This window comes from Streptomyces melanogenes, assembly GCF_014649795.1.
In the GTDB taxonomy this organism is placed as follows: Bacteria; Actinomycetota; Actinomycetes; order Streptomycetales; family Streptomycetaceae; genus Streptomyces; species Streptomyces noboritoensis.
The window spans coordinates 62,034-84,168 of sequence record NZ_BMTS01000022.1 but is presented as its reverse complement, the minus strand read 5'-3'; the positions used below and the strand labels follow the sequence as shown (position 1 = coordinate 84,168).

Sequence of the window (22,135 nt, the reverse complement as noted above, 5' to 3'; positions counted from 1 at the left end):
TCCTGGGAACTGGTACGGGTACGGGGTTACTTGACGCCGAAGCCGGCGTCGGCGACCGCGGGCTTGCCCAGGGCCTTGAGGACCTTGTTGAGCGGGGCCAGGTCGTAGATGCCGTCCAGGTCGGGCTTCTTCAGCAGACCGGCCTTGACCGCGTGGTCGGCCTCGATGCCGAGGGTGGCGGCCAGCGGGTCGTCGGTGGTCTTGATCGACTGCCAGGCCGGGTCCAGGACGTTGGCGGGCAGCGCCTTGCCGCTGAGCGTCTTCAGCGCGGCGTTCGCGGAGGCCTTGGCCTTGTCCGGGTTGGCCTTGATCCAGTCGTTGGTCTTCACCGAGCCGCGCAGCACCGCCTCGACGACGTCGGGGTGCGCCTTGAGGAACTTCTGCGACACGATGATGTTCGTGATCACGAACTCCTTGTCGGCCCACAGGTCGGCCTCGTCCAGGAGGACCTTCGCACCCTGCGAGACCAGCTTGGACGCGGTCGGCTCCGGCACCCAGGCGCCGTCGATGGAGCCGGACTTGTAGGCGTCCGGGGTGATCTTGTTGTCGGTGCGGACCACGGAGACGTCGCCCTTGCCGCTCTGGGCGTCGACCTTCCAGCCCTTCTCGGCGATCCAGTTGAGGAAGGCCACGTCCTGGGTGTTGCCCAGCTGCGGGGTGGCGATCTTCTTGCCCTTGACGTCGTCCAGGGACTTGATCTTGTCGGGGTTGACCACCAGCTTCACGCCGCCCGAGGCGGAGCCGCCGATGATGCGCAGGTTCTGGCCCTTGGACTTGGTGTAGCCGTTGATCGACGGGGACGGGCCGATCCAGCCGATGTCGATCGACCCGGCGTTCAGCGCCTCGATCTCGGAGGGACCCGCGTTGAAGGTGGAGGTCTTCACCTGGGTGCCGCCCAGTTCCTTCTGGAACAGGCCCTCCTGGACGCCGACCAGCGCGGTGGCGTGGGTGAGGTTCGGGAAGTAGCCGATCTTCACGGTGTCCGCCGACAGCTTCTTGGCGTCGGAGGCGGACCCGGCCTTCTGGCTGTCGTCGGACTTCTTCTCGGAGCCGTAGCTGCACGCGGCCAGGAAGAGCAGCGGGAGGGCAGCGGCGGCGGCGAGGCCTCGGCGCAGAGCGGTGCGGTTGGCAGGCACGGGAGGTGTTCCTCTCGTTGGCCCGGCGGTCAAGTCCCCCTGGGGACGGGGAAGATGGCCGGGAGAGCGGCAGGTCTTCGTCTGTACGGATGGAGCGGGTCGTGCGGGTGGAGCCGCAGGGCGCGCGAGCGGTGCGCGTACGTCATCGCGCACATCGGCCGACCCCGCCCTGGCCGCTGCCGAGGGCGCCGCTGCCTACGCGGCCGCCCTCCTTCGCGAACGTGGAGTAGAAGTCCTGGGCGCTCATCGTCAGAAGTCCCACCCGTCGTAGTCGACGTCGGCCTTGACCGGCTCGGGGGAGGCGAACGACTCGCCGACCATGCCCGCGGTGAGCGTGGTGCCGTCGGCCGGGTCGATCAGGATGAAGGCACCGGTGCGCCGCGAGTCGGCGTACGAGTCGAGCGGCAGCGGCTCGGCGGTGCGGATCTTGACGCGGCCGATGTCGTTGGCGACCAGCTGCCCCGGGTGCGGGTGCAGCGACAGGTCGTCGAGGGTCAGCCGGGACGGGATGTCCTTGACGATCGCCTTGACGGTACGGGTGCCGTGCTTGAGCAGCACGCGGTGGCCCACGGCGAGCGGCTGGTCCGCCACGTGGCAGACGGTGGCCTCCACGTCCTGCGTGGTCGCGGGCGCGTCCCCGCTCGGCACGATCAGATCGCCGCGCGAGATGTCGACGTCGTCCTCGAGGAGCAGCGTGACGGACTGCGGGGTCCAGGCCACGTCCACCGACTCGCCGAGCAGGTCGATCCCGGAGATCTTCGAGGTGCGGCCCGACGGCAGCACGGTCACGCTCTCGCCGACGCGGAAGGTGCCCGCGGCGATCTGGCCCGCGTAGCCCCGGTAGTCGGGGTGCTCGGCGGTCTGCGGACGGATCACGTACTGCACGGGCAGCCGGGCGTGGCAGCCGGTGAGGTCGTGGCTGACCGGGACCGTCTCCAGGTGCTCCAGGACGGTCGGGCCGCCGTACCAGTCCATGTGCGCGGACGGCTCCACCACGTTGTCGCCGGCCAGCGCCGAGATCGGGATCGCGGTGATCTCCGGCACGCCCAGCTCGGCGGCGTACGTGGTGAACTCCTCGGCGATCGCCGCGAAGACCGCCTCCTCGTACCCGACCAGGTCCATCTTGTTGACCGCCAGCACCACGTGCGGCACCCGCAGCAGGGCGGCGACCGCGGCGTGTCGGCGGGTCTGCTCGACCACGCCGTTGCGGGCGTCGACCAGGACCAGGGCGAGGTCGGCGGTGGAGGCGCCGGTCACCATGTTCCGGGTGTACTGCACGTGCCCGGGGGTGTCGGCCAGGATGAACCGGCGCCGGGGCGTGGCGAAGTAGCGGTAGGCGACGTCGATGGTGATGCCCTGCTCGCGCTCGGCCCGCAGGCCGTCGGTGAGCAGCGCCAGGTCGGGGGCGTCCTGGCCGCGCTTGGCGGAGGCGGCCTCGACGGCCTCCAGCTGGTCGGTGAGGACCGATTTGGAGTCGTGCAGGAGCCGGCCCACCAGGGTGGACTTGCCGTCGTCGACGGACCCGGCGGTCGCGAAGCGCAGCAGGGTGGTGGCGGACAGGTCAGCGAACTGCTCGATCGTGGTGGACATCTAGAAGTACCCCTCGCGCTTGCGGTCTTCCATCGCGGCCTCGGACATCTTGTCGTCGGCGCGCGTCGCGCCCCGCTCGGTGAGCCGGGAGGCGGCGATCTCGGCGATCACGGCGTCCAGCGTCGTCGCGTCGGAGTCGACGGCGCCGGTGCAGGACATGTCGCCGACCGTGCGGTAGCGGATCAGCCGCTTCTCGACGCTCTCGCCCTGCTTGGGGCCGCCCCAGTCGCCCGCGGTCAGCCACATGCCGGCCCGCTGGAACACCTCGCGCTCGTGCGCGAAGTAGATCTGCGGCAGTTCGATCTCCTCGCGGGCGATGTACTGCCACACGTCCAGCTCGGTCCAGTTGGAGAGCGGGAAGACCCGCACGTGCTCGCCCGGCGCATGCCGGCCGTTGTAGAGCTGCCACAGCTCGGGGCGCTGGCGACGCGGGTCCCACTGGGAGAACTCGTCGCGCAGCGAGAACACCCGCTCCTTGGCGCGGGCCTTCTCCTCGTCGCGCCGCCCGCCGCCGAACACGGCGTCGAAGCGGTGCCGCTGGATGGCCTCGGTCAGCGGCACGGTCTGCAGCGGGTTGCGGGTGCCGTCCGGGCGCTCCTTGAGGTCGCCGCGGTCGATGTACTCCTGCACGGAGGCGACGTGCAGCCGCAGCCCGTGCTCGGCGACCACCCGGTCGCGGTACTCGATGACCTCGGGGAAGTTGTGCCCGGTGTCGACGTGCAGCAGCGTGAAGGGGACCGCCGCGGGGGCGAACGCCTTCAGCGCCAGGTGCAGCATGACGATCGAGTCCTTGCCGCCGGAGAAGAGGATCACCGGCCGCTCGAACTCGCCCGCCACCTCGCGGAAGATGTGCACCGCCTCGGACTCCAGGGCGTCGAGGTGGCTCAGCGCGTACGGGCTGTCGGTGCCCTCGGTCAGGGCGGCAGCGGGCGTCGTCATGCGAGACCCCTCTCGGTGAGCAGTGCGTGGAGCGCGGACGCGGACTCGCGCACGGTCTGGCGGTGCGACTCGATCCGCAGGTCGGGCGATTCGGGGGCCTCGTAGGGGTCGTCGACCCCGGTCAGCCCGCTGATCTCGCCCGCCGCCTGCTTGGCGTACAGGCCCTTCACATCGCGCTCGGAGCAGACCTCCACGGGAGTGGCGACGTGCACCTCCAGATAGGGGGTGCCCTCAAACTGGTGGCGCTTGCGGACCGCGTCGCGGCTGTCGGCGTACGGCGCGATCACCGGCACCAGCGCCTTGACGCCGTTGGAGGCGAGCAGCTCGGCGACGAAGCCGATCCGCTGCACGTTGGTGTGCCGGTCCTCGCGGGTGAAGCCGAGCCCGGCCGAGAGGAACTCGCGGATCTCGTCGCCGTCGAGCACCTCGACCCGGTGGCCCTCCCCGCGCAGCCGCTGAGCCAGCTCGTACGCGATGGTGGTCTTGCCCGCGCTGGGCAGCCCGGTCAGCCAGACGGTGGCTCCGGTGGTCGCCGCGCTCACTTGGTTCTCCTGGGTGTTGGTCATCAGCCGTGCAGCCCGCACTCGGTCTTGTTGCGCCCGGCCCAGCGGCCGGCCCGCGCGTCCTCGCCCTCCGCCACGCGGCGGGTGCAGGGCGCGCAGCCGATGGACGGGTAGCCGTCCATGAGCAGCAGGTTGGTGATCACGCCGTGCTCCGCGACGTACGCGTCCACGTCGTCCTGCGTCCAGCGGGCGATCGGGGAGACCTTGACCTTCCGCCGCTTCTCGTCCCAGCCGACCACGGGGGTGTTCGCCCGGGTCGGGGACTCGTCGCGGCGCAGCCCGGTCGCCCACGCGGAGTACGCGGTCAGGCCCTCCTGGAGCGGCTTGACCTTGCGCAGCGCGCAGCACAGGTCGGGGTCGCGGTCGTGCAGCCTCGGCCCGTACTCGGCGTCCTGCTCGGCCACCGTCTGACGCGGCGTCAATGTGATGACGTTGACGTCCAGTACGGCGGCCACCGCGTCCCGGGTGCCGATGGTCTCCGGGAAGTGGTAGCCGGTGTCGAGGAACACGACGTCCACGCCGGGCATCGCGCGGGAGGCGAGGTGGGCGACCACCGCGTCCTCCATCGAGGAGGTCACGCAGAACCGCTTGCCGAAGGTGTCGGCCGCCCACTGGAGGATCTCCAGGGCGGAGGCGTCCTCCAGGTCGCGCCCGGCCTGCTCGGCCAGTGCCTTCAACTCAGCGCCGGTGCGCTGCTCCTGAGTCGTCGTCATATCTGCTCGTTCCCTCCGGTGTCGGCCCGCTGGAGTCCCCGGGACAGCAGCCCGAGGAACTTCAGCTGGAATGCGCGGCTGCACGCCGCGCATTCCCAGGCACCGTGTCCCTGCTCGCTGGGCCGCAGGTCCTCGTCGCCGCAGTAGGGGCAGTAGAAGGGCGCCGCTCGCTCGCTCACGACAGGGCCTCCTCGCTGGCGCGGGCGGTCCACGCGGCGAACCGCTCGCCGCTCTCGCGCTCGGCCTCGAAGCGCTTGAGGAGCCGCTCCACGTAGTCGGGCAGTTCGGCCGAAGTGACCTTCAGGCCGCGGACCTTGCGGCCGAAGCCCGCCTCCAGGCCGAGCGCGCCGCCCAGGTGCACCTGGTAGCCCTCGACCTGCTCGCCCTCGTCGTTCAGGACCAGCTGGCCCTTGAGACCGATGTCCGCGACCTGGATGCGGGCGCAGGCGTTCGGGCAGCCGTTGATGTTGATGGTGAGCGGCTCGTCGAAGTCCGGGATGCGGCGCTCCAGTTCGTCGATGAGCGCGGCGCCGCGCGCTTTGGTCTCGACGATCGCCAGCTTGCAGTACTCGATGCCGGTGCAGGCCATGGTGCCGCGGCGGAACGGGGACGGCGCGACCTTCAGGTCCAGCGCCTCCAGGCCCGCCACCAGCGACTCGACCTGCTCCTCGGCCACGTCGAGCACGATCATCTTCTGCTCGGCGGTGGTCCGCAGCCGGCCCGAGCCGTGCGCCTCGGCGAGCTCCGCGATCTTGGTCAGGGTGGTGCCGTCGACGCGGCCGACGCGGGGCGCGAAGCCGACGTAGAAGCGGCCGTCCTTCTGCTTGTGGACGCCGAGGTGGTCGCGCCAGACCGCGGGCGGCTGCTGGGGCGCGGGCCCGTCGGTCAGCTCGCGCTTCAGGTACTCGTCCTCCAGGACCTGGCGGAACTTCTCCGCGCCCCAGTCGGCCACCAGGAACTTCAGCCGGGCGCGGGTGCGCAGCCGGCGGTAGCCGTAGTCGCGGAAGATGCCGATCACGCCGCCGTACACGTCCGGCACGTCCTCCAGCGGCACCCAGGCGCCCAGGCGCACGCCCAGCTTGGGGTTGGTGGAGAGCCCGCCGCCGACCCACAGGTCGAAGCCGGGGCCGTGCTCGGGGTGTTCGACGCCGACGAAGGCGATGTCGTTGATCTCGTGCGCCACGTCGAGCAGCGGCGAGCCGGAGACGGCGGACTTGAACTTGCGCGGCAGGTTGGAGAACTCGGGGTTGCCGATGAACCGGCGCTGGATCTCGTCGATCGCCGACGAGCCGTCGACGATCTCGTTCTCGGCGATGCCGGCGACCGGCGAGCCGAGGATGACGCGCGGGGTGTCGCCGCACGCCTCGGTGGTCGACAGACCGACGGCTTCGAGGCGGCGCCAGATCTCCGGCACGTCCTCGATCCGGATCCAGTGGTACTGGATGTTCTGCCGGTCGGTGAGGTCGGCGGTCCCGCGCGCGAACTCCTGCGAGATCTCCCCGACCACCCGCAGCTGCTCGGTGGTCAGCCGCCCGCCGTCGATCCGCACGCGCAGCATGAAGTACGAGTCGTCGAGCTCCTCCGGCTCCAGGATCGCGGTCTTGCCGCCGTCGATCCCGGGCTTGCGCTGGGTGTACAGACCCCACCAGCGCATGCGTCCGCGCAGGTCGTTGGGGTCGATGGAGTCGAATCCGCGCTTGGAGTAAATCGTCTCAATACGTGTCCGCACATTGAGACCGTCGTCGTCCTTCTTGAACTGCTCGTTCCCGTTGAGCGGCGTGAAGTGACCGACGGCCCACTGGCCTTCACCACGGTGGCGCCCCGGCTTGCGGCGGGGGGCGGTGGAGGCGGGCTTGTCTGGGGTGGCGGCCATGGGGATACGTCCTTCGGGACTGCAGGAGGGCGGCTCTGACCTGCACACTCGCGCTGCGGGCGCGGTGGTGCGCAAGAACGGTGGAGAAGCTGGGGGCGGCGGTGCTGGGGTCTCTCAGCGGGCCGGACAGATGGCGCTGGACATGCGGCCCAGGTCGACGTGTCGTCGACTCACCAAGGCAATTCCAGTTCCGGACATGACGGAAGCGTGTCACGGGCATCTCGGGCCAGTCCACCACTATCCAAAATGTGGACAACAATGTCCCGAATCGCGAGACGGTGTGCTGTGGGTCACCTCGGGCGTCCACCGGACGCGGGACCGCCGCCGCTCCTATCCTGCCTTGTGCCGGGGAGGCGCCGGGGGTGAGGGGGCACGCTCGTGTGGAGTCAGCCGCAGACGTGGGGCCCGGCCGTCGCGGCCTTCGCCGCCGGGGTGCTGGTCCTCAAACTGAAGGACTGGTTCAAGTCACTCGTCGACAAGATCGGCGCCCTCCTCTACGACCGGCTCGCGGGCAGCGCCCTGCTCGCCCGCACGGCCCTGCGCCGCTACATCGTCCGCGTCCACGAGCGGCACGAGCGCTTCTCCGTCTCCTTCCGCGTCGACGACCCGCAGGCCATGGACATGTCGTCGGTGTACGTCCCGCTGCGCACCGCGTCCGGCTTCGGCGCGGGCGCCGAGCAGAGCGAGGCGGCGGCGTCGCTGCACGAGGCCCGCCGGGCCGTGGTCCTCGGCGTGCCCGGCGCGGGCAAGACGATGCTGCTGCGCCACACCGTCCTCGCCTGGTGCCGCGAGCGCTACCGCCCGGACGGGCCGCCGCGCCGCGCCTGGTACGGCCGCCGCCGCCCGCCGAAGGCGGACCCGGGCGAGCTGGTCGACGTACCGGTCCTGCTGAAGCTGCACGAGGTGAACCTGGAGAAGGGGGACCTCCGTGACCACATCGTGAAACACTTCGCGGACCATGACTTCCCGGGCGCCGGGAAGTGGACCGACCGGGCGCTCGGGGAGGGTCGCCTCGCCGTCTACTTCGACGGTCTGGACGAGGTGCCGACGGACCGGCGCAAACAGGTAGCGGACGCGATCGGGCAGTTCATGCGCACCCACGCCAAGTGCCGGACCGTGATCACCTGCCGGATCGCCGTCTACCGGGGCGAGTTCACCGAGGACGCCGACCGCACCCTGCGCGTCCAGGAGTTCGACGAGCACCTCGTCCGCCGCTTCCTGCACGGCTGGCCCTGGCCGCAGCACCTGGCGCCGGACACGGTGGAGCAGCTGCTCGGCGCGCTGCGCGACACCCCGCAGCTGATGCCGCTGGCCCGCAACCCGCTGCTCCTGACGATGATCGCGTACCTGTACAGCAATGTGTACGCGGGCACGGACCAGGTGCTTCCGCACACCCGCGCGGACTTCTACAAGCAGGTCACGGACAGCCTGCTCGGCGACAGCCGGCGCGACGCGCGCTTCTCGCACCCGGTGAAGAAGGCGGTCCTGCAGGCCCTCGCCCTCGCCGCCCAGGACGTCCCCGCGCACGTCCACGACCGCCTGGCCCTGCCGGAACGGGAGGTCCTGGCGTGCGTACGGGCGGCCCTGGAGGAGCAGGGCCGACCGGCGGAGAAGGCCCAGGACGTCCTGGAGGAGATCGTCGAGCGCAGCGGCCTGCTGCTCGCGGTGGACAGCGGCGAGCGCTACCAGTTCGCCCACCTCACCCTCCAGGAGTACCTGGCCGCGACCCGCCTCGCGGCGGACCCCACCGGCCTCCTCACCCGCTACCGCCACGACTCCGCGACCTGGCGGGAGACGGTACGGCTGTGGTGCGGGGCGGAGACGCGGGACTGCACGGAGGTGGTGCGGGCGGTGCTCGCGGTCGACCCCGTGCTGGCGTTCCAGTGCCTGGCGGACGCGCAGGTGGTGGACGAGGGGCTGGCCGACGAGATCGTGGGGAGGTTCTGGGTCCGGCTGGGGCGGGCGACCGGCGCGGAGCGGCAGGCGGTGATCGGGGCGTTCGGGGTGGTGGCGGGGGACCGGCGGGCGCGGGGCGACGCGGTGTTCGCGATCCTCTCGACGCTCGCGGCCGACGTGCGCGGCGCCGAACGCCAGGCGGCGGCCCTGGCCGCGCTCGCCGCCACCAATCTGCCCAGGGCCGCGGAGCGCCTCGCCGAACTGCTGCCCGGGGTCCCGGCGGCCGCACCCGCTCTCGTGTCCATGGGCGACCTGGCGGTCCCCTCGCTGGAGATGGCCGCCCTGCGGGGGTGGCGGGAGGCGCTGAGGGCGCTGTGGCAGATCCGGACCCCGCGTTCGGCGGTGGCGCTCACGGCCTTCCTCGCCGACTCGCCGTCGGGGGAGGTCGCGTTCTACCTGGCAGACCTGCTGCGGGACCGGGCGATCGAGGACGCGCTGAGACGGACGCCGCAGCGGGCAGGCGTGTCCGAATACTTGTGGGTCTGGCAGCCGTTCGCGGTCGGGGCGGATGATCCTCTCGTCCGGCGGGTGAGCAGGATCGCGGCGGGGATCCTCGGGGAGGGGGCGCAGCCGCCGCCCGAGGTGGAGGTGGATCCGCGCATCGTGGTGGCGCTGGGCCTGGTGCACCACGAAGCCCCGCCCGGCAATGCCCTGCTGGACGCGGGCACCTCTGCCGTACGCACCCGGATGTTCCACCAGCTTCCGCCCGAGATCGAGGCGGCCGCCCGCTTGCTCGTCGACCAGCCCTCCCCGATCTCCGTCGCCGCCTGGGAAGAGGCCAACACCCCCGTCGAGCAGCCCGATTACGACTACGTCAACAGCTGGCACTACACGCTCACGCTCGTCCTCGCCGCGGCGGTCTCCGTGTGTGGCCTGGTGCGGATGGCCGACGCGGTCGTCGGCCGGCAGCCGTGGGGGCCGGTGTGGCTCGACTGGGCGACCGTGTTCCTCGTCGTCGGCGGATGGGGCCTGTTCTTCGTGGACGAGCCGATCGGGCTCGCCGTGCTGCCCGTCGCCTGCTTCTGCGCCGTCGCCGCCTGGCACGACTGGTTCGGATCCGAACCGGCCCTCGCGGTCGCCCTGGGCGTCCTGGGAGCCTTCGCCGCACTCGTCCTGCGGGGGTACGTGCTCACCGCCCGGGCCGACGCCGCACGCACCCCCCTGCGCCGCTTCGTCCGGCAGCACCTGAACCGCCGTGAGTCCGGCGGCGCCTGAACTCCGCGACTAGTTCGCCCCGGGCCAGGGCCCCGGCGTCTCCACCTCCGGCTCCTGCGCCACCTTCGTGTCGAACAGCCGGAACCCGCGCCGCAGATAGTTGTCCATCGCGTGCTCCCCGTCCAGCGAGCACGTGTGCAGCCACACCCGCTTGGTGGCGTCGAGGTCCGGCCAGCGGTCCGCCAGGTCCCAGGCGCGGGCGATGCCGTACGACAGCAGGGGGCCGCCTATGCGGCGGCCCCGGAACGCGGGGATCAGGCCGAAGTAGACGATCTCCACCGCGCCCTCGTCCTGCGCTTCGAGCTCGACGTAACCCGCCGGGGTGCCGTTCTCGTACGCCACCCAGGTCTCCACGCCGGGCCTGGCAAGGAACTCCTGCCACTGTGCGTACGACCACGACAGGCGGTCGATCCAGTGGATGTCGCCGCCGACCGCCGTGTAGAGGAAGCGGCTGAACTCCGGTGAGGGCACCTCGGCGCGGACGATCCGGAGGTCTTCGGTGGGCTCGGCGGCGGGGCGCAGGTCCGCCGGGGACGTCTGTTCCAGGGACCAGGTGGTGACGGGGATGTTCATGCCGTCACCGAATCACGGCCGGGGCTCCCCGTTCAAGCGCAGGTCAGTACGGGTGGTGGCGGCCCCCCCGCACCGCCGGGGCCGTCGAGTGGGGGAGCAGGTCCGCCGGGTGGGGCGGCTGGACCACCTCCACCTCCACGTCCTCCGCGAACCGGTACGGCCGATGGGCCAGCACCTCGGCCAGATGGCGCCGCAACCGGGACATCTCCGCCCGTACCGTTACCGTACGCGTCGGGTCCTCGAAGATGTCGTGGGCCAGCTGCGCGGCCGTGCGGCCGGTGCGGTGCAGGGCCAGTACGTAGAGGAGCTCGGCGTGGCGCGGGCTCAGCTCCTGGGTCCAGCTGCCCGCGTCCCCCGAGACCGTCACCGACGAGCGGCGCGGACGGCTCAGGTCCAGCACCACCCGCAGGGGTATCGCGTCCGCCGGCCGTACGTCGTCGCCCACCGCCTGCACCAGCCAGCCGCCCGGCAGCGGCTCGACCGCGCACATGCCGAGCGAGGGCAGCCAGACGCGGCCCGCCCGGAACGACTTCGGCAGCGGCAGCCGGTCCACCGGCGGCATCCCCGTCACCGCCGCCGTCCAGCCGTTGGTGTCCACGGCGAGCGCCCGGCCGCCGACCCGGCACAGCACGGGAGCCGCCACCGTGCGCAGCCGCTCCACGGCGGCGAGGTGGCGGGTGCGCAGCTCGGCCTCGGCGAGGCGCGAGACGGAGGTGACGAACGCCAGCGTCGCCGGGTGCATCGTGGACAGCGGGCCGCTCACGTCCACCACGCCGAGCAGCCGCCCGTCGCGCGGGTCGACGATCGGCGCGCCCGCGCACGTCCAGGTGTGGTGGGTGGAGACGAAGTGCTCGGCCGAGTACACCTGCATCGGGCGGCCGGTGATCAGCGGGGTGCCCACCCCGTTGGTCCCCACCACGCCCTCGCTCCAGTCGGCCCCGACCTCGAAACCCAGCGCGTCGGCGCTCCGCAGGACGGAGGCGTGCCCCTCGCGCCACAGCAGTTTCCCGTCGGCGTCGGAGACGACCATGATGTGCTGCGCGGCGTCCGCGACCGACACCAGCGCCTCCCGCAGCACCGGCAGCACCTCCCTGAGCGGGGAGGCCTGGCGCCGCCGCTCCACCTCCGCCAGCGGCAGCAGCCCGCTCTGGCGGGCGCCGTCCGGGTCCACGCCGTGGCCGAGCACCCGGCGCCAGGACGCGTCGATCTCCGCGCGCGGGGCGACCTTGGAGGGCAGTCCGGCGAGCGCGGCCGCCCGCATGCCCTTCAGCAGCCGAGTGGCTTCCCGCACGTCCATCGCGGCCAGCCGGGCCGGGTCGAGGGGGGTGGTGTCCTGCACTGGGTCCTCCTGCCGGCACCGGCGTTCCGAGGGGGAGTTGAACGCGGGTGCCACGAATTCATCGTGCCCGCCCGGGCGTTCGCGCGCGGCGATATGCCGCACAAGGGTTGCAACCCTTTGCAACTCTCGCGAACGGCTGTGCGTGTGTACGAAGGTGGTGGAACACCGGACGTCCGGTCGTCATGGCCCGTGAGGGCACATGAGAGTGCGGGGGTGGTGCCGTGTCGGCGCAGCACCACCCCCGACGCACGTTCCGGTCAGGGCGCCCGGGCCGCTGAAGGCCCGGGCGCCCGCCCTTCTCGCAACGCTGGTCAGGCCTCCGCCCGCGCCCGCTCCACGACCGCGCCCAGGTCGAGCGTGTGCGGCAGCGTCCCGAAGGCCGTACCCCAGTCGCCGCCGAGGCGGGACGCGCAGAACGCGTCCGCGACCTGCGACGGCGCCCAGCGCACCAGCAGCGCCCCCTGGAGCACCAGCGCCATCCGCTCCACCAGGCGGCGCGCCCGGGCCTCGATGCCGTCCAGGTCCGCCAGCTCCGTCAGCAGGTTCTTGATCGCCCCGTCCAGGCGGTGGTCCGCGCCCCGCGCCCGGCCGACCTCCTGCAGGAAGGCGTCCAGGGCGTGCGGCTCGCGCTGGAGCGCCCGCAGTACGTCCAGCGCCTGGACGTTACCCGAGCCCTCCCAGATCGAGTTCAGCGGCGACTCGCGCAACAGCCGGGGCAGCCCGGACTCCTCCACGTACCCGTTGCCGCCCAGACATTCGAGGGCCTCGGCGACGACCGGCGTACACCGCTTGGTCACCCAGTACTTGGCAGCCGGCACCGCGAGCCGCAGCAGCGCCCGGTCCTGCTCCGAACCGGAGTCGTTGGCCGCCGCGAGCCGCAGCGCCAGCGTGGTCGCCGCCTCCGACTCCAGCGCCAGATCCGCCAGCACGTTCTTCATCAGCGGCTTCTCGATCAGCACCCCGCCGAACGCGCTGCGGTACGCGGCGTGGTGGATCGCCTGCGCCACGCCGTGGCGCATCAGCGCCGCCGAGCCCACCACGCAGTCCAGCCGGGTCGCCGCCACCATCTCGATGATGGTGCGCACCCCGCGCCCCTCGTCGCCGACCCGGCGCGCCCACGTCTCGTCGAACTCGACCTCGCTGGAGGCGTTGGACCTGTTGCCCAGCTTGTCCTTGAGCCGCTGGATCCGGAACGTGTTGCGGGTCCCGTCGTCGAGGACCCGGGGCACCAGGAAGCAGGTCAGCCCGCCGGGCGCCTGCGCGAGCACCAGGAACCCGTCGCACATCGGCGCCGAGCAGAACCACTTGTGCCCGGTCAGCAGGTACTCACCGGCGTCCCCCAGCGGCCTCGCCTGGGTGGTGTTGGCCCGGACGTCGCTGCCGCCCTGCTTCTCCGTCATGCCCATCCCGAAGAGCACCCCGGCCTTGTCGCCGGCCGGCCGCAGCCCCTCCTCGTACACATGGGAGGTGAGCCGGGGCTCCCACTCGGCCGCCAGCGCCGGGTCGGTGCGCAGCGCGGGCACCGCCGCGTGCGTCATCGACAGCGGGCACCCGTGGCCCGCCTCGGCCTGCGTCCACACCAGGAACCCGGCGGCGCGCCGCACGTGCCCGCCCGGCCGCCCCCAGGCGTCGGTGAGGCCCGCCCCGACGGCGTGCTCGAGCAGCCGGTGCCAGCTCGGGTGGAAGTCCACCTCGTCGATCCGGTTGCCGTAGCGGTCGTGGGTGCGCAGCTTCGGTGGGTTCTCGTTCGCCAGGACGCCCCACTCCTGCGCCTGGGCGGAACCCGCGGTGCGCCCGAGGGCGCTGAGCTCGTCCCGCGCCTCCTCGACGAGACCGGGCGCCAGATGCCGCTCCACCCCCTCGGCGAGAGCGCGGTCGGACAAGAAGACGTCGTATCCCACCAGGGGCGGAGCCTGGTTGGTCACTGTGTGGGTGGTGGCTGCCATGCCGATACGGTAAGGACGTGCAGCCAGCAAATGAAACACCCGAGCGGCCATCGGGCCGACTCCACCGGGCCCCGAGCAGACTCCACCGGGCCCGCGTCCTCTACCGCAACGTATCGAAGCGGAAGATGGCCTGGCTGCTCCTGAAGGACACCGTCAACTCGTGCATCGAGTACCGCATCCTCGGACTCGCCGCCGAAGCGGCCTTCTTCACCCTGCTCTCGCTGCCTCCGCTGCTGCTCAGCCTTATCGCGCTGCTCGGTTACGTGGACGGCTGGACCAACACGGACACCGTCGCCAGCATCAACAAGAACATCCTCACCGCCGCCCAGTCCGTCCTCTCCGACCGGGGCGTCCACGACTTCGCCGAGCCGCTGCTGGCCGACGTCACCAAGGGGAAACGGCCGGAAATCGTCTCCATCGGCTTCGCCTTCGCGCTCTGGTCGGGCTCCCGGGCCGTCAACGTCTTCATCGACACCATCACCGTGATGTACGGGCTCGACGGCCACCGGGGCATCGTGCGCACCCGGATGCTCTCGCTGCTCCTCTACATCGTGGCCCTGCTGATCGGCGCGGTGGTGCTGCCGCTGGCGGTGGTCGGCCCGGACCGGGTGGTCGAGCTGATCCCGTGGGGGACGGATCTGATCAGCGTTCTGTACTGGCCCGTGATGATCCTCCTTTCGGTGGCATTCCTGACCACCCTCTTCCACGTCTCGGTGCCGGTCCGCTCGCCCTGGATCGAGGACGTGCCGGGCGCGCTGGTCGCCCTGGCGATGTGGGTGCTCGGATCGTTCCTGCTGCGGATCTACCTCACCAACACGGTCGAGGGCCCCACGATCTACGGCTCGTTGGCCGCGCCGGTCGCCGTGCTGCTGTGGATCGGCGTCTCGGCCTTCGCGGTCCTGGTGGGCGCGGCCGTCAACGCGGCGATCGACCGGGTGTGGCCGTCGGTCGCCACGGCCGCCGCCCGAGCCGCCAACGAGCGGGCCAAGACGGCCCAGGCCGCCGAGATCGTGGCCCGCGCGGCCCAGGCCCGGGCCGCCTACCAGGCCGACCCGGACGACTACGACCCCGCCGACCCCGGGATGCCGTCGGAGTACCCGGAGCGGTGGTCGCGCTTCCTCCCGCCGGACGACGTGAAGTCCCGGCTGCACGGGACGCGGGATCCGCACGGGCGCGACAAGCCCTAGCCGTCCGCCAGCGCCTGGGCGATCGCGGACAGCGAGGTGGTGACGAGGGTCGCCCCCGCCGCCCGCAGGTCCGCCGCCGAGGCCGCCCCGTCGGCGATCCCGACGTACGGGACGCCGAGCCGGGCGGCGGCGGCCGCAGCACCGGGCATGCGCCCGACGACGAGCGCGTCGGCGACGGTCCCGACGGCCTGGAGGATGGCGTCCTCGCCCATCTGCGTCCTGGCCCGGATGTCCACGGCCACGTCCCCGAGCACCCGCTCGACCGAAGCCTCCGCCCCGCCGGTCACGACGACGACCCGCCGCCCGGAGCCGGTGAGGGCCCGGATCGCCTCGCGGGCGTGGGGGCGGGAGAGGGTGCCGTCGTGGTCGACGAGGACGGTGCGGGTGGGGGTGAGGAGGGTGCGGAGGGGGGTGAGGGAGGGGTGGAGGGTGACGCGGGCACGGAAGCCCACACCGCCCGGACCCATGGGCAGGGGCCAGCTCAGGCGTGAGTCCACCGCCGCCTGTACCAGGTCGATCTGGGCGAGCCCGTGCTCGCGCACCAAGGGGGCGAGTTCCATGCTCAGTCGCCGCGTGACCTCGTTCAGTACGGGGGCCGGATGCTCCACCCAGGTGACGGTTGCTTCGGCGGCGAAGGCCAACCCGTCCACGGCGCTGGGAAGGGGGATGAGGAGTGAGGCGTGGTGCTCTGCGGTCGGCGTGACGCGTCGAAACCAGACCGGGACGCCATCCCGCTCGAAACGGCCGTAGTAGGTGGGTGCCGGACTTTCGAGGGTCTCGAAGAGGGCCTGCGGCACGCAGACCTCCACGGTCGCGGTACGCACTCCCTCGACGGCTTCCGGCGGGACCTCCAGGAGGAACCGGCCGTCTTCCGACCGGTCAGGGGCCTGTACCAGAACGCGCAGCAGCAAGGGATCCAGGACGCCGCGCCGCACGGCTTCGTCCAGTGCCTGGGGCAGTGCTTCGACCACCGAACGCAGAACAGCATGCGGAGGTTCGTCGATCCGCAGGACGAGGTGGGCGGCGCCGTACGGATCCTCGGCCTGCGGGGTAGCCCCGAACACGGCCTCCAGGGTCGCGGGCAACGCGACGGGGATGACCTCTGTCTCCCGGGACCGGACCCTGATCACCACCACGGTGTGCGGCGTCCTCAGCAGCAGCACATCCCGCCGCTCCACCACCGTCCGCAGCAGCTCCGCCAGCTCCCCCCGGTGCCGCGCCGCCCAGTACCCCGGCATCCCCTCCAGCGGCTCGCCCGCCCACAGGCCGAGCGCGGTCTCGTACCGCTCCAGGGCCAGGTCGCGGTCGCCGGAGGACTCGGCCGCCTCCGCCTGGAAGACGAGCTGTTCGGCGCCGAGGAGGTCGACGTCGGCGCCCTTGAGGGTCAGCCGGTACGTGTCGTCGGCCGTGCCCTCGACCGGGTGGCCCAGGCGCCTGAGCCGGTTCGCCACGGCGTGGACGTCGTGCCGCCACTCCGGCTCCCACAGCTCCGTGCCCGCCACCCGCTCCCCGCGCGCGAGCACCAGCGCGCACAGCATGCGCAGCTCGGGGCCGTCGGAGTCGGGCGCCGGAATGCCGTCGACCCAGGCCTCGGGCGGGCCGAGCAGGCGGTAGACGCGGCGGGTGGTGGAGGGGGCGTCGAGTAGTTCGGCGGCGGCGCGGCGGCGGACTCCGAGCGAGCTGTCAAGGAGCCCGGCGATCGCCGACCGAACGGCCAGGGAGAGCGGGGTGCGGTACTCGTGCAGCACGGCCGGGGCCGTGGCCAGGCCCTCGTCCGTGAGCCGGGTGCCGACCGCCACCTCGAAGAGCAGCCGCCCCACCTCCAGCAGATCGTCCTCCGGCCGAGGCCCCGGATCGTGCCGCACGCCCGGGTCACACAGCAGCGCTCCCCGCTCGTCCGACATCAGGACGTTCTCGGCGCGTACGCCGCCGTGGACGATGCCCTCCTCGTGCAGCGCGCCGAGACCGGACAGCAGCTCCCGCCCGGTACGAAGAATGTCCTCCGCCGGCCAGCCGTCCGGGTGCCGCGCCATCGACTCGCGCAGTGTCGGCGCCTCGACCAGTTCGGTCACCAGGCACCAGGCGTCCTCGGCCGCGAACGCGTCGAAGTTCAGCAGCAGCTGGGGGTGGTGGACGGTGGCGACCCGGCGGGCGTCGGCCAGGAACCCGTGCGTGGGGGCGGGCCGGCCGTCCGACGGGAAGCGGTAGAGCGTGACCGCCACCGTCCGGCGCCACGTCAGCTCGGACGCCCGCCACACCTCGCCGGGCGGGCGCGGCCCGATGAGCTCAAGCAACTCGTACCGCCCCGCCAGCACCCGCCCGCCCCCACCCACCCCCTCCGGCCCCCGAAGCAACCGCACGCTCTCCCGGCTCACCAGCGCGAACGGATCCCCCGGCACCGCCCCCACCGGCCCGCCCCGCGCCGCGACCAGGGCGCGGAACTCGCCCGGGACCGCGCCCGCCATCGCCTCGATGCGGGCGTTGACGCGGCTCAGTAGGCCGGTCGTACGGACGTGGGCCGTGTGCGGCAGGGTGCCGAGCAGGACCTCGCGCACCCCGGGCCGGAAGTCGTACGCGCCCGGCGGGCCCGGTACCGCCGTGAGCATGCCGCTCAGGACCACCACCTCGGCCAGGTGCTGCGGCTGCGGGTGCGGCTCCACGGCCGCGTGCACGAGCCGCATCACCGGCAGATGCGCGCACCCCACCGCCAGATGCGCCGCGAGCCGGAACGCGGCCGGGGACGCCACCGACCGGAACCGCAGCACGAGTTCGTCGGCGGGCAGATCGGGGACCGGGGACGCCGGATCGCCGTGCGGCGGGCGCACCCCCAGCACCGCCGCCGCGCCCGGCACCTGCGTCCCGCCGCGCGCCCCCACCAGCTCCGCCCAGTTGCGCAGCCAGCGCGCCGACGGCTCCAGGACCGGCACCGGGATGCCGCCCGGTGCGGGCGCGGCCGCGTCGCTCTCGTACGGGAGGAACGTCAGCGACGTCCCGGCCGCGCCCGGGCCCGGCGCGCTCAGCAGTCCGGCGGCGGGCGCGAACGCCGTGTACTGCCACAGCCGTTCCGGCAGCGGCTGGACCACGGCGACCGGCAGGGTCCGAGCCCAGCCGCGCAGCGTGCGGTACCAGCGGCGCCCGGCCGGGCCGTCCCGCCACTGCGGGCCCATGCAGTCGCTGAGGACGAGCACGGCCGTACGGCTGGTCGCGGCCGGGCGCGCCGGGAGCCCGCCGTCGGCGGCCAGCGGCAGCACCTCCACCGTGCGGAACGCGCCCGTCTGGGCCAGCGCCCGGTGCAGGTCGCGCAGCAGCGGCCGCCACATCGCCATGGTGGGACCCGAGTCGAAGACGATCCGCAGGTGCAGCCAGCGCTCCGGGCGCGGGCGCAGCACCGGGAACCACCACTCGGGCCGGTCGCCGACCAGCGCGCCCCGGTGGGCGGTCGCCGTCTCGTCCAACTCCCGCTCGTACGCCGACGGCACCCGCCGCTTCAGCGGGCGTACGGCCCGCTGGAGCGCCAGGGGGTGCGCGAGCATCGCGGGCGCGGGCGTGAGGAGGGGCGCGTGGTCGCCAGCGCGCTCCGGCGCGGGCGCGGGGGGTGGGGGTGTGCGCAGCGGCACCCGCTCGGGTTCGTAGGGCGGCTCGGCGGGGTTCTCCCCGGCGGCCTCCTCGGGTTCGCGGGCCGCCCGCTCCCGTACGTCGTCGGGGAGCGGCGGCAGCGGCAGCCGGGCGTCCGTGCCACTGCGCACCTCCGGCTCCGGCCTTATGTGCCCTGCCAGCCACAGCGCTTCCGCGAGCTCCCGCCCCGTCGGCGCACGGCCGCCCGCCGCGGCGAGCACGCGCCGCAGCCGGTCCGCGAGATGCCGTTGCCCGGCGGGCTCAGAACTCATCGGGCCGCAGGCCCTCCGGCTCCAGCGCCTGGCTCAGATACGGCATGAGGTGCTCGGCGAGCTGCTCGCGCGAGGTGCCCTGGAGCCCCGAAGTGCGGGTCAGATACACCGCGTTGAGGAGCTGGTCGGTGGCCAGCTCGCCGCCGGACGCGCGGTGCAGGAACGTGTCGACCAGCTCCAGCGCGTGGTGGTCGAGTGGGCCCAGATGTGCCTCCACGATCGCCTTGAGCTGCTGCTTGTCCGGCTGCTTGAGCTCCAGCGTCACACAGCGGCGCAGGAACGCGGGCGGGAACTCGCGCTCGCCGTTGCTGGTGAGCACGACGAAGGGGAAGGCGTGGCAGCGGACGCGGCCCCGGTGCACCGGCACCCGTAGGTCCGCGCCCGCCACCATGACGGCCGCGTTGGGATGGCGGTGTGCCGTCCGCACCAGCTCCGGAATCTCGAACTGGCCCTCCTCCAGGACGTTGAGCAGGTCGTTCGGCAGATCCAGATCGCCCTTGTCGATCTCGTCGATCAGCAGGACCCGGGGGCGCTGGTGGGGGAGCAGGGCGGTGCCGAGGGGGCCGAGCCGCAGATGCTCGGCGATGTCGCTCGGGGTCCCGAAGGCCTCGGTCCGCTCCTCCCGCGCCGCGTACAGCCGCGACAGCGGATCGTACTGGTACAGCCCGTCGTCCAGCGTGCTGCGGCTCGTCACGTTCCAGCGCAGCACGGGGCCCAGCATCAGCTCGCGCGCCACCGCGTACGGAAGGCTCGACTTGCCGCTGCCGGGCGGGCCCGTGACAAGGAGCGGGCGCCTCAAGTACAGGGCCGCGTTGACCAGTTCGACGCTCTGCTCGGTGACCACGTACGTCTGTGCGCGGTGGGTGCGGTCCGGCGAGGAGGCCGCGTCGTCGGGGTCCTCGGACGGCGGCGGCAGCACCGGCTTCCCGTCGAAGGCGCGCCAGGGCGGCGGCGGAGGCAGCTGGGTGATGCCGTCGTGCGGCTCGCCGCCGCCGGTGTACACGGGCCACAGGGACATTCGCGCTGCTCCAGTTCCTTCAGCTCAGCGGGGACCGGTCGGGCGGGGCGACGGCGGGGAAGCGGCGCGGGTCCTCCCAGACGAGGGTGAGCCCGGCCGCCCAGTGCGGCCCGCCCTCGTCGTGCATGAACGCCTCCTTGCGCAACTTCAGGACGTGGCCGGGGAGTTCACCGGGCGCCAGGTCGGCCAGCCAGCGGCCCAGCTCGTCCAGGAAGCCGCTGCCCCGGCACCCGCCGTCGCAGGCGGCCCCGGTGCAGCCGGTGTGCGGCCAGAGCACGATCGGCGAGGGCGCGTTCAGCGCGGCCCCGTGCGGCTCGGTGGCCGCCCGCGCCGGGTCCGGCGGCCGGGCGAACCCCACCGGGCCGTACACGTCCTGGAGTTGTACGGAGAGCTTGTCCGGGCGGGGCGCCCTGCCGCACTCGATGCGGTACACGGGGGAGCCGCTGCGGCCGTCGAGGGTCTCCCACATCTGGCGCAGCGTCCACTGGAGCCGCGGGTTCTTGCGGCGCAGCCGGTCCATGACGACGACCGGTGACACACAGCCGAGCGGCGGCTCGATGCCCTTGCGCCGCACCCACTGGTCGACCGGCTTGTGCAGCCAGTTGCGCGGCAGCGCGAACGCGACCAGCGCCCGGCCCCGGTCGTCGAGGTCCCCGAACGCCGCGTCGACCCGGTCCAGGACCCACTCGCGCAGCTGTCTCTCGCCGGTGACGGTGGCCGCGTCGACGAGCCTGCGGCTGCCGTCCCGGTACGCGTACACCTCGACCAGGAGCGCGTTCCTGCCCTCGCCGCTGCGGTTGATCTCCACCAGGACCGGCGACCAGCCCAGGTCGGGGGCCCGTCCGGGGCCGCCGCCCGGGTCGTTGAAGCGGGCCCGGTAGGCACGGGCCCACTCGCGCAGCCCGCTCCCGAGGCCGGGGTCCGGCGCCGGACCCTCGTCGGCCGCCGCCGCGAGCCGTACCGCGAACTCGGCCAGAGGCAGCGCGCCCGCCCTGGGCACCGACTCCGCCAGCAGATGCCACACCGCCTCCCACAGATTGGCGAAGCCGCCGTCCGGGGGCGCCAGGCCGAGCGGCCCCACCGCCTGCCGGAACAGCCGGTCCGGGTCGGCCGCGCCCTCGGGCACGCGCGCCAGGAGCGAGGCCAGGGCGCGCTTCTCGGCGGCCTGGTGGCCGGGGGTCGGCACGTGCTCGGCGAGCGGCGGCCAGGACCGGGCGAGGACCTGCGCCGAGACCATCCGCACCGGGTCCATCGAGGAGACCATGCCGACCGCCTCGCCGCCCTCGGCCAGATGCACGCCCGCCCCGCTGAACCCGCCGCTCACCGGCGTCCCGTACCCCTTCCAGTCCTCCAGCTGGGTCCACTCGTTGCTGGTCAACTCGGCCGAGCCGACGCGCAGTTCGCTGATGACCCCCTCCTCGTAGTCCTCCGGGAAGCCGTGCGCGAGGAGCTTGGGCGGCGGGTACGCGTACGGCGCGTCGGGGCGCGCGAAGCGGGCGGGGCGGACCGGGACGGCCTCGGCCAGTTCGAGCACGGCCCAGTCGCCCGGGTCCCGGGCGCCGCCCGCCCAGCCGCCACGCGCCACCACGCGCGCCGCGACCGGCTCGCGCCCCGGCAGCCCGGGGAAGCGCACCTCGGCCCGCTCCTCCTGCCACACCACATGGGCGCAGGTCAGCACCCGGCGGTCGGTGAACAGGAACCCGGCGCCGACCGCGCCGCCGCACTCGATGTACGCGTGCCAGGAGGGTGACGCCATCACTGAGCTGCCGTGGCTCCGGGGGCCGGGGTGGTGGCTGCGGCGGTCCCGGGCGACCAGGACAGCTTCACCATGAGATGGCCCTCCACCGCCGTCTTCGCGATCACCGCGCCCGCCTCCGCGGTCAGCTTCACGCCGAACTCCAGCTCCACCGCGTCCGGCTTGAGCCGGCCGTCCCGGAAGACGTGCAGCGCGGACTCGGCGGCGGCCCGGATGCCTTCGAGGGCGCTGTCGAACGTACGGGCCGCCTCGGACACCGAGTTGTCGCCCCGGCGCACCAACTTGGCGCCGGAGGCGTGCCGTTCGACCTCCACCACGACCTGCGCGCCTTCGTCGGTCTGGAACTCCATCAGCGCACCCATCGCCGCCCCCTCGCAGCCGTGCCGGACCGGGCGACCATTGTGGCGGAGCACCCCCGCCGCTGTCCGGGTTAGCCTCGAAGAC

Annotated in this window: 17 protein-coding genes; 2 read left to right on the top strand and 15 right to left on the bottom strand. The window is 72.9% G+C overall.

What is annotated here, in order from left to right:
- Nucleotides 1-26: 26 nt before the first annotated feature.
- The 8 genes from IE252_RS34510 to IE252_RS44380 form a co-directional block, all read right to left on the bottom strand.
- Nucleotides 27-1,136, bottom strand: a complete 1,110-nt coding sequence (locus IE252_RS34510; protein ID WP_190093403.1) for an aliphatic sulfonate ABC transporter substrate-binding protein — start codon at nt 1,134-1,136, stop codon at nt 27-29.
- A 249-nt stretch (nt 1,137-1,385) separates the two neighbouring features.
- Entirely contained in the window at nt 1,386-2,726 is a 1,341-nt protein-coding gene (locus IE252_RS34500) for a sulfate adenylyltransferase subunit 1 (protein ID WP_190093402.1), read from the bottom strand.
- Nucleotides 2,727-3,665 (bottom strand): sulfate adenylyltransferase subunit CysD, encoded by a 939-nt coding sequence (gene cysD / locus IE252_RS34495; RefSeq protein ID WP_190093401.1) that lies wholly within the window; start codon nt 3,663-3,665, stop codon nt 2,727-2,729.
- A complete protein-coding gene (cysC, locus tag IE252_RS34490) occupies nt 3,662-4,231 on the bottom strand; it encodes an adenylyl-sulfate kinase (RefSeq protein ID WP_190093400.1) in 570 nt (189 codons plus the stop codon). Before cysC ends, cysD begins: the two co-directional genes overlap by 4 nt.
- Nucleotides 4,231-4,941 (bottom strand): phosphoadenylyl-sulfate reductase, encoded by a 711-nt coding sequence (locus tag IE252_RS34485; protein WP_190093399.1) that lies wholly within the window; start codon nt 4,939-4,941, stop codon nt 4,231-4,233. The genes cysC and IE252_RS34485 overlap by 1 nt, the downstream gene beginning before the upstream one ends.
- Nucleotides 4,938-5,120 carry a hypothetical protein gene (locus IE252_RS34480; RefSeq protein ID WP_190093398.1) on the bottom strand — a complete coding sequence of 61 codons (183 nt, stop codon included), beginning with the start codon at nt 5,118-5,120 and terminating at the stop codon, nt 4,938-4,940. The genes IE252_RS34485 and IE252_RS34480 overlap by 4 nt, the downstream gene beginning before the upstream one ends.
- Nucleotides 5,117-6,814, bottom strand: coding sequence for a nitrite/sulfite reductase (locus tag IE252_RS34475; protein ID WP_190093397.1), 1,698 nt, complete (start codon nt 6,812-6,814; stop codon nt 5,117-5,119). The genes IE252_RS34480 and IE252_RS34475 overlap by 4 nt, the downstream gene beginning before the upstream one ends.
- Nucleotides 6,815-6,928: 114 nt before the next feature.
- Nucleotides 6,929-7,012, bottom strand: a complete 84-nt coding sequence (locus IE252_RS44380) for a putative leader peptide (RefSeq protein WP_310591794.1) — start codon at nt 7,010-7,012, stop codon at nt 6,929-6,931.
- Between the two features lie 180 nt (nt 7,013-7,192).
- Between IE252_RS44380 and IE252_RS34470 the strand changes: the two genes are divergently transcribed.
- Entirely contained in the window at nt 7,193-9,985 is a 2,793-nt protein-coding gene (locus IE252_RS34470) for an NACHT domain-containing protein (RefSeq protein ID WP_190093396.1), read from the top strand.
- A gap of 9 nt (nt 9,986-9,994) precedes the next feature.
- On the opposite strand, the gene IE252_RS34465 is transcribed toward IE252_RS34470, so the two are convergent.
- From IE252_RS34465 to IE252_RS34455, 3 genes are all read right to left on the bottom strand, one after another.
- A complete protein-coding gene (locus IE252_RS34465; RefSeq protein WP_190093395.1) occupies nt 9,995-10,558 on the bottom strand; it encodes a GNAT family N-acetyltransferase in 564 nt (187 codons plus the stop codon).
- A 43-nt stretch (nt 10,559-10,601) separates the two neighbouring features.
- Nucleotides 10,602-11,855 carry a helix-turn-helix domain-containing protein gene (locus IE252_RS34460; RefSeq protein WP_190093437.1) on the bottom strand — a complete coding sequence of 418 codons (1,254 nt, stop codon included), beginning with the start codon at nt 11,853-11,855 and terminating at the stop codon, nt 10,602-10,604.
- A 353-nt stretch (nt 11,856-12,208) separates the two neighbouring features.
- Nucleotides 12,209-13,843, bottom strand: a complete 1,635-nt coding sequence (locus IE252_RS34455; protein WP_190093394.1) for an acyl-CoA dehydrogenase family protein — start codon at nt 13,841-13,843, stop codon at nt 12,209-12,211.
- A gap of 17 nt (nt 13,844-13,860) precedes the next feature.
- On the opposite strand from IE252_RS34455, the gene IE252_RS34450 reads away from it, so the two are divergent.
- Nucleotides 13,861-15,030, top strand: a complete 1,170-nt coding sequence (locus IE252_RS34450; protein WP_190093393.1) for a YihY/virulence factor BrkB family protein — start codon at nt 13,861-13,863, stop codon at nt 15,028-15,030.
- Here the strand turns inward: IE252_RS34450 and IE252_RS34445 are convergent.
- The 4 genes from IE252_RS34445 to IE252_RS34430 are packed head-to-tail and all read right to left on the bottom strand — an operon-like array spanning nt 15,027 to nt 22,053.
- The gene (locus IE252_RS34445) at nt 15,027-18,917 is read right to left on the bottom strand and encodes an SAV_2336 N-terminal domain-related protein (protein WP_190093392.1); all 3,891 of its coding nucleotides are present in this window, start codon (nt 18,915-18,917) and stop codon (nt 15,027-15,029) included. The genes IE252_RS34450 and IE252_RS34445 overlap by 4 nt on opposite strands.
- Complete coding sequence (locus tag IE252_RS34440) at nt 18,907-19,935, bottom strand: AAA family ATPase (protein WP_190093391.1); 1,029 nt, start codon at nt 19,933-19,935, stop codon at nt 18,907-18,909. The genes IE252_RS34445 and IE252_RS34440 overlap by 11 nt, the downstream gene beginning before the upstream one ends.
- A 19-nt stretch (nt 19,936-19,954) precedes the next feature.
- Entirely contained in the window at nt 19,955-21,691 is a 1,737-nt protein-coding gene (locus IE252_RS34435) for a VMAP-C domain-containing protein (RefSeq protein ID WP_190093390.1), read from the bottom strand.
- On the bottom strand, nt 21,691-22,053 hold the full coding sequence (locus IE252_RS34430; RefSeq protein WP_190093389.1) for a CU044_2847 family protein: 363 nt from the start codon (nt 22,051-22,053) through the stop codon (nt 21,691-21,693). The genes IE252_RS34435 and IE252_RS34430 overlap by 1 nt, the downstream gene beginning before the upstream one ends.
- Nucleotides 22,054-22,135: the final 82 nt, after the last annotated feature.

What these genes read in the sequence shown, in the direction of transcription:
- cysC (WP_190093400.1), bottom strand. Translation starts at nt 4,231, where the DNA reads ATGACCAACACCCAGGAGAACCAAGTGAGCGCGGCGACCACCGGAGCC.
- IE252_RS34460 (WP_190093437.1), bottom strand. Translation starts at nt 11,855, where the DNA reads ATGGACGTGCGGGAAGCCACTCGGCTGCTGAAGGGCATGCGGGCGGCC.
- IE252_RS34465 (WP_190093395.1), bottom strand. Translation starts at nt 10,558, where the DNA reads ATGAACATCCCCGTCACCACCTGGTCCCTGGAACAGACGTCCCCGGCG.
- IE252_RS34435 (WP_190093390.1), bottom strand. Translation starts at nt 21,691, where the DNA reads ATGGCGTCACCCTCCTGGCACGCGTACATCGAGTGCGGCGGCGCGGTC.
- IE252_RS44380 (WP_310591794.1), bottom strand. Translation starts at nt 7,012, where the DNA reads ATGTCCGGAACTGGAATTGCCTTGGTGAGTCGACGACACGTCGACCTG.
- IE252_RS34475 (WP_190093397.1), bottom strand. Translation starts at nt 6,814, where the DNA reads ATGGCCGCCACCCCAGACAAGCCCGCCTCCACCGCCCCCCGCCGCAAG.
- IE252_RS34440 (WP_190093391.1), bottom strand. Translation starts at nt 19,935, where the DNA reads ATGTCCCTGTGGCCCGTGTACACCGGCGGCGGCGAGCCGCACGACGGC.
- IE252_RS34430 (WP_190093389.1), bottom strand. Translation starts at nt 22,053, where the DNA reads ATGGGTGCGCTGATGGAGTTCCAGACCGACGAAGGCGCGCAGGTCGTG.
- cysD (WP_190093401.1), bottom strand. Translation starts at nt 3,665, where the DNA reads ATGACGACGCCCGCTGCCGCCCTGACCGAGGGCACCGACAGCCCGTAC.
- IE252_RS34445 (WP_190093392.1), bottom strand. Translation starts at nt 18,917, where the DNA reads ATGAGTTCTGAGCCCGCCGGGCAACGGCATCTCGCGGACCGGCTGCGG.
- IE252_RS34500 (WP_190093402.1), bottom strand. Translation starts at nt 2,726, where the DNA reads ATGTCCACCACGATCGAGCAGTTCGCTGACCTGTCCGCCACCACCCTG.
- IE252_RS34455 (WP_190093394.1), bottom strand. Translation starts at nt 13,843, where the DNA reads ATGGCAGCCACCACCCACACAGTGACCAACCAGGCTCCGCCCCTGGTG.
- IE252_RS34485 (WP_190093399.1), bottom strand. Translation starts at nt 4,941, where the DNA reads ATGACGACGACTCAGGAGCAGCGCACCGGCGCTGAGTTGAAGGCACTG.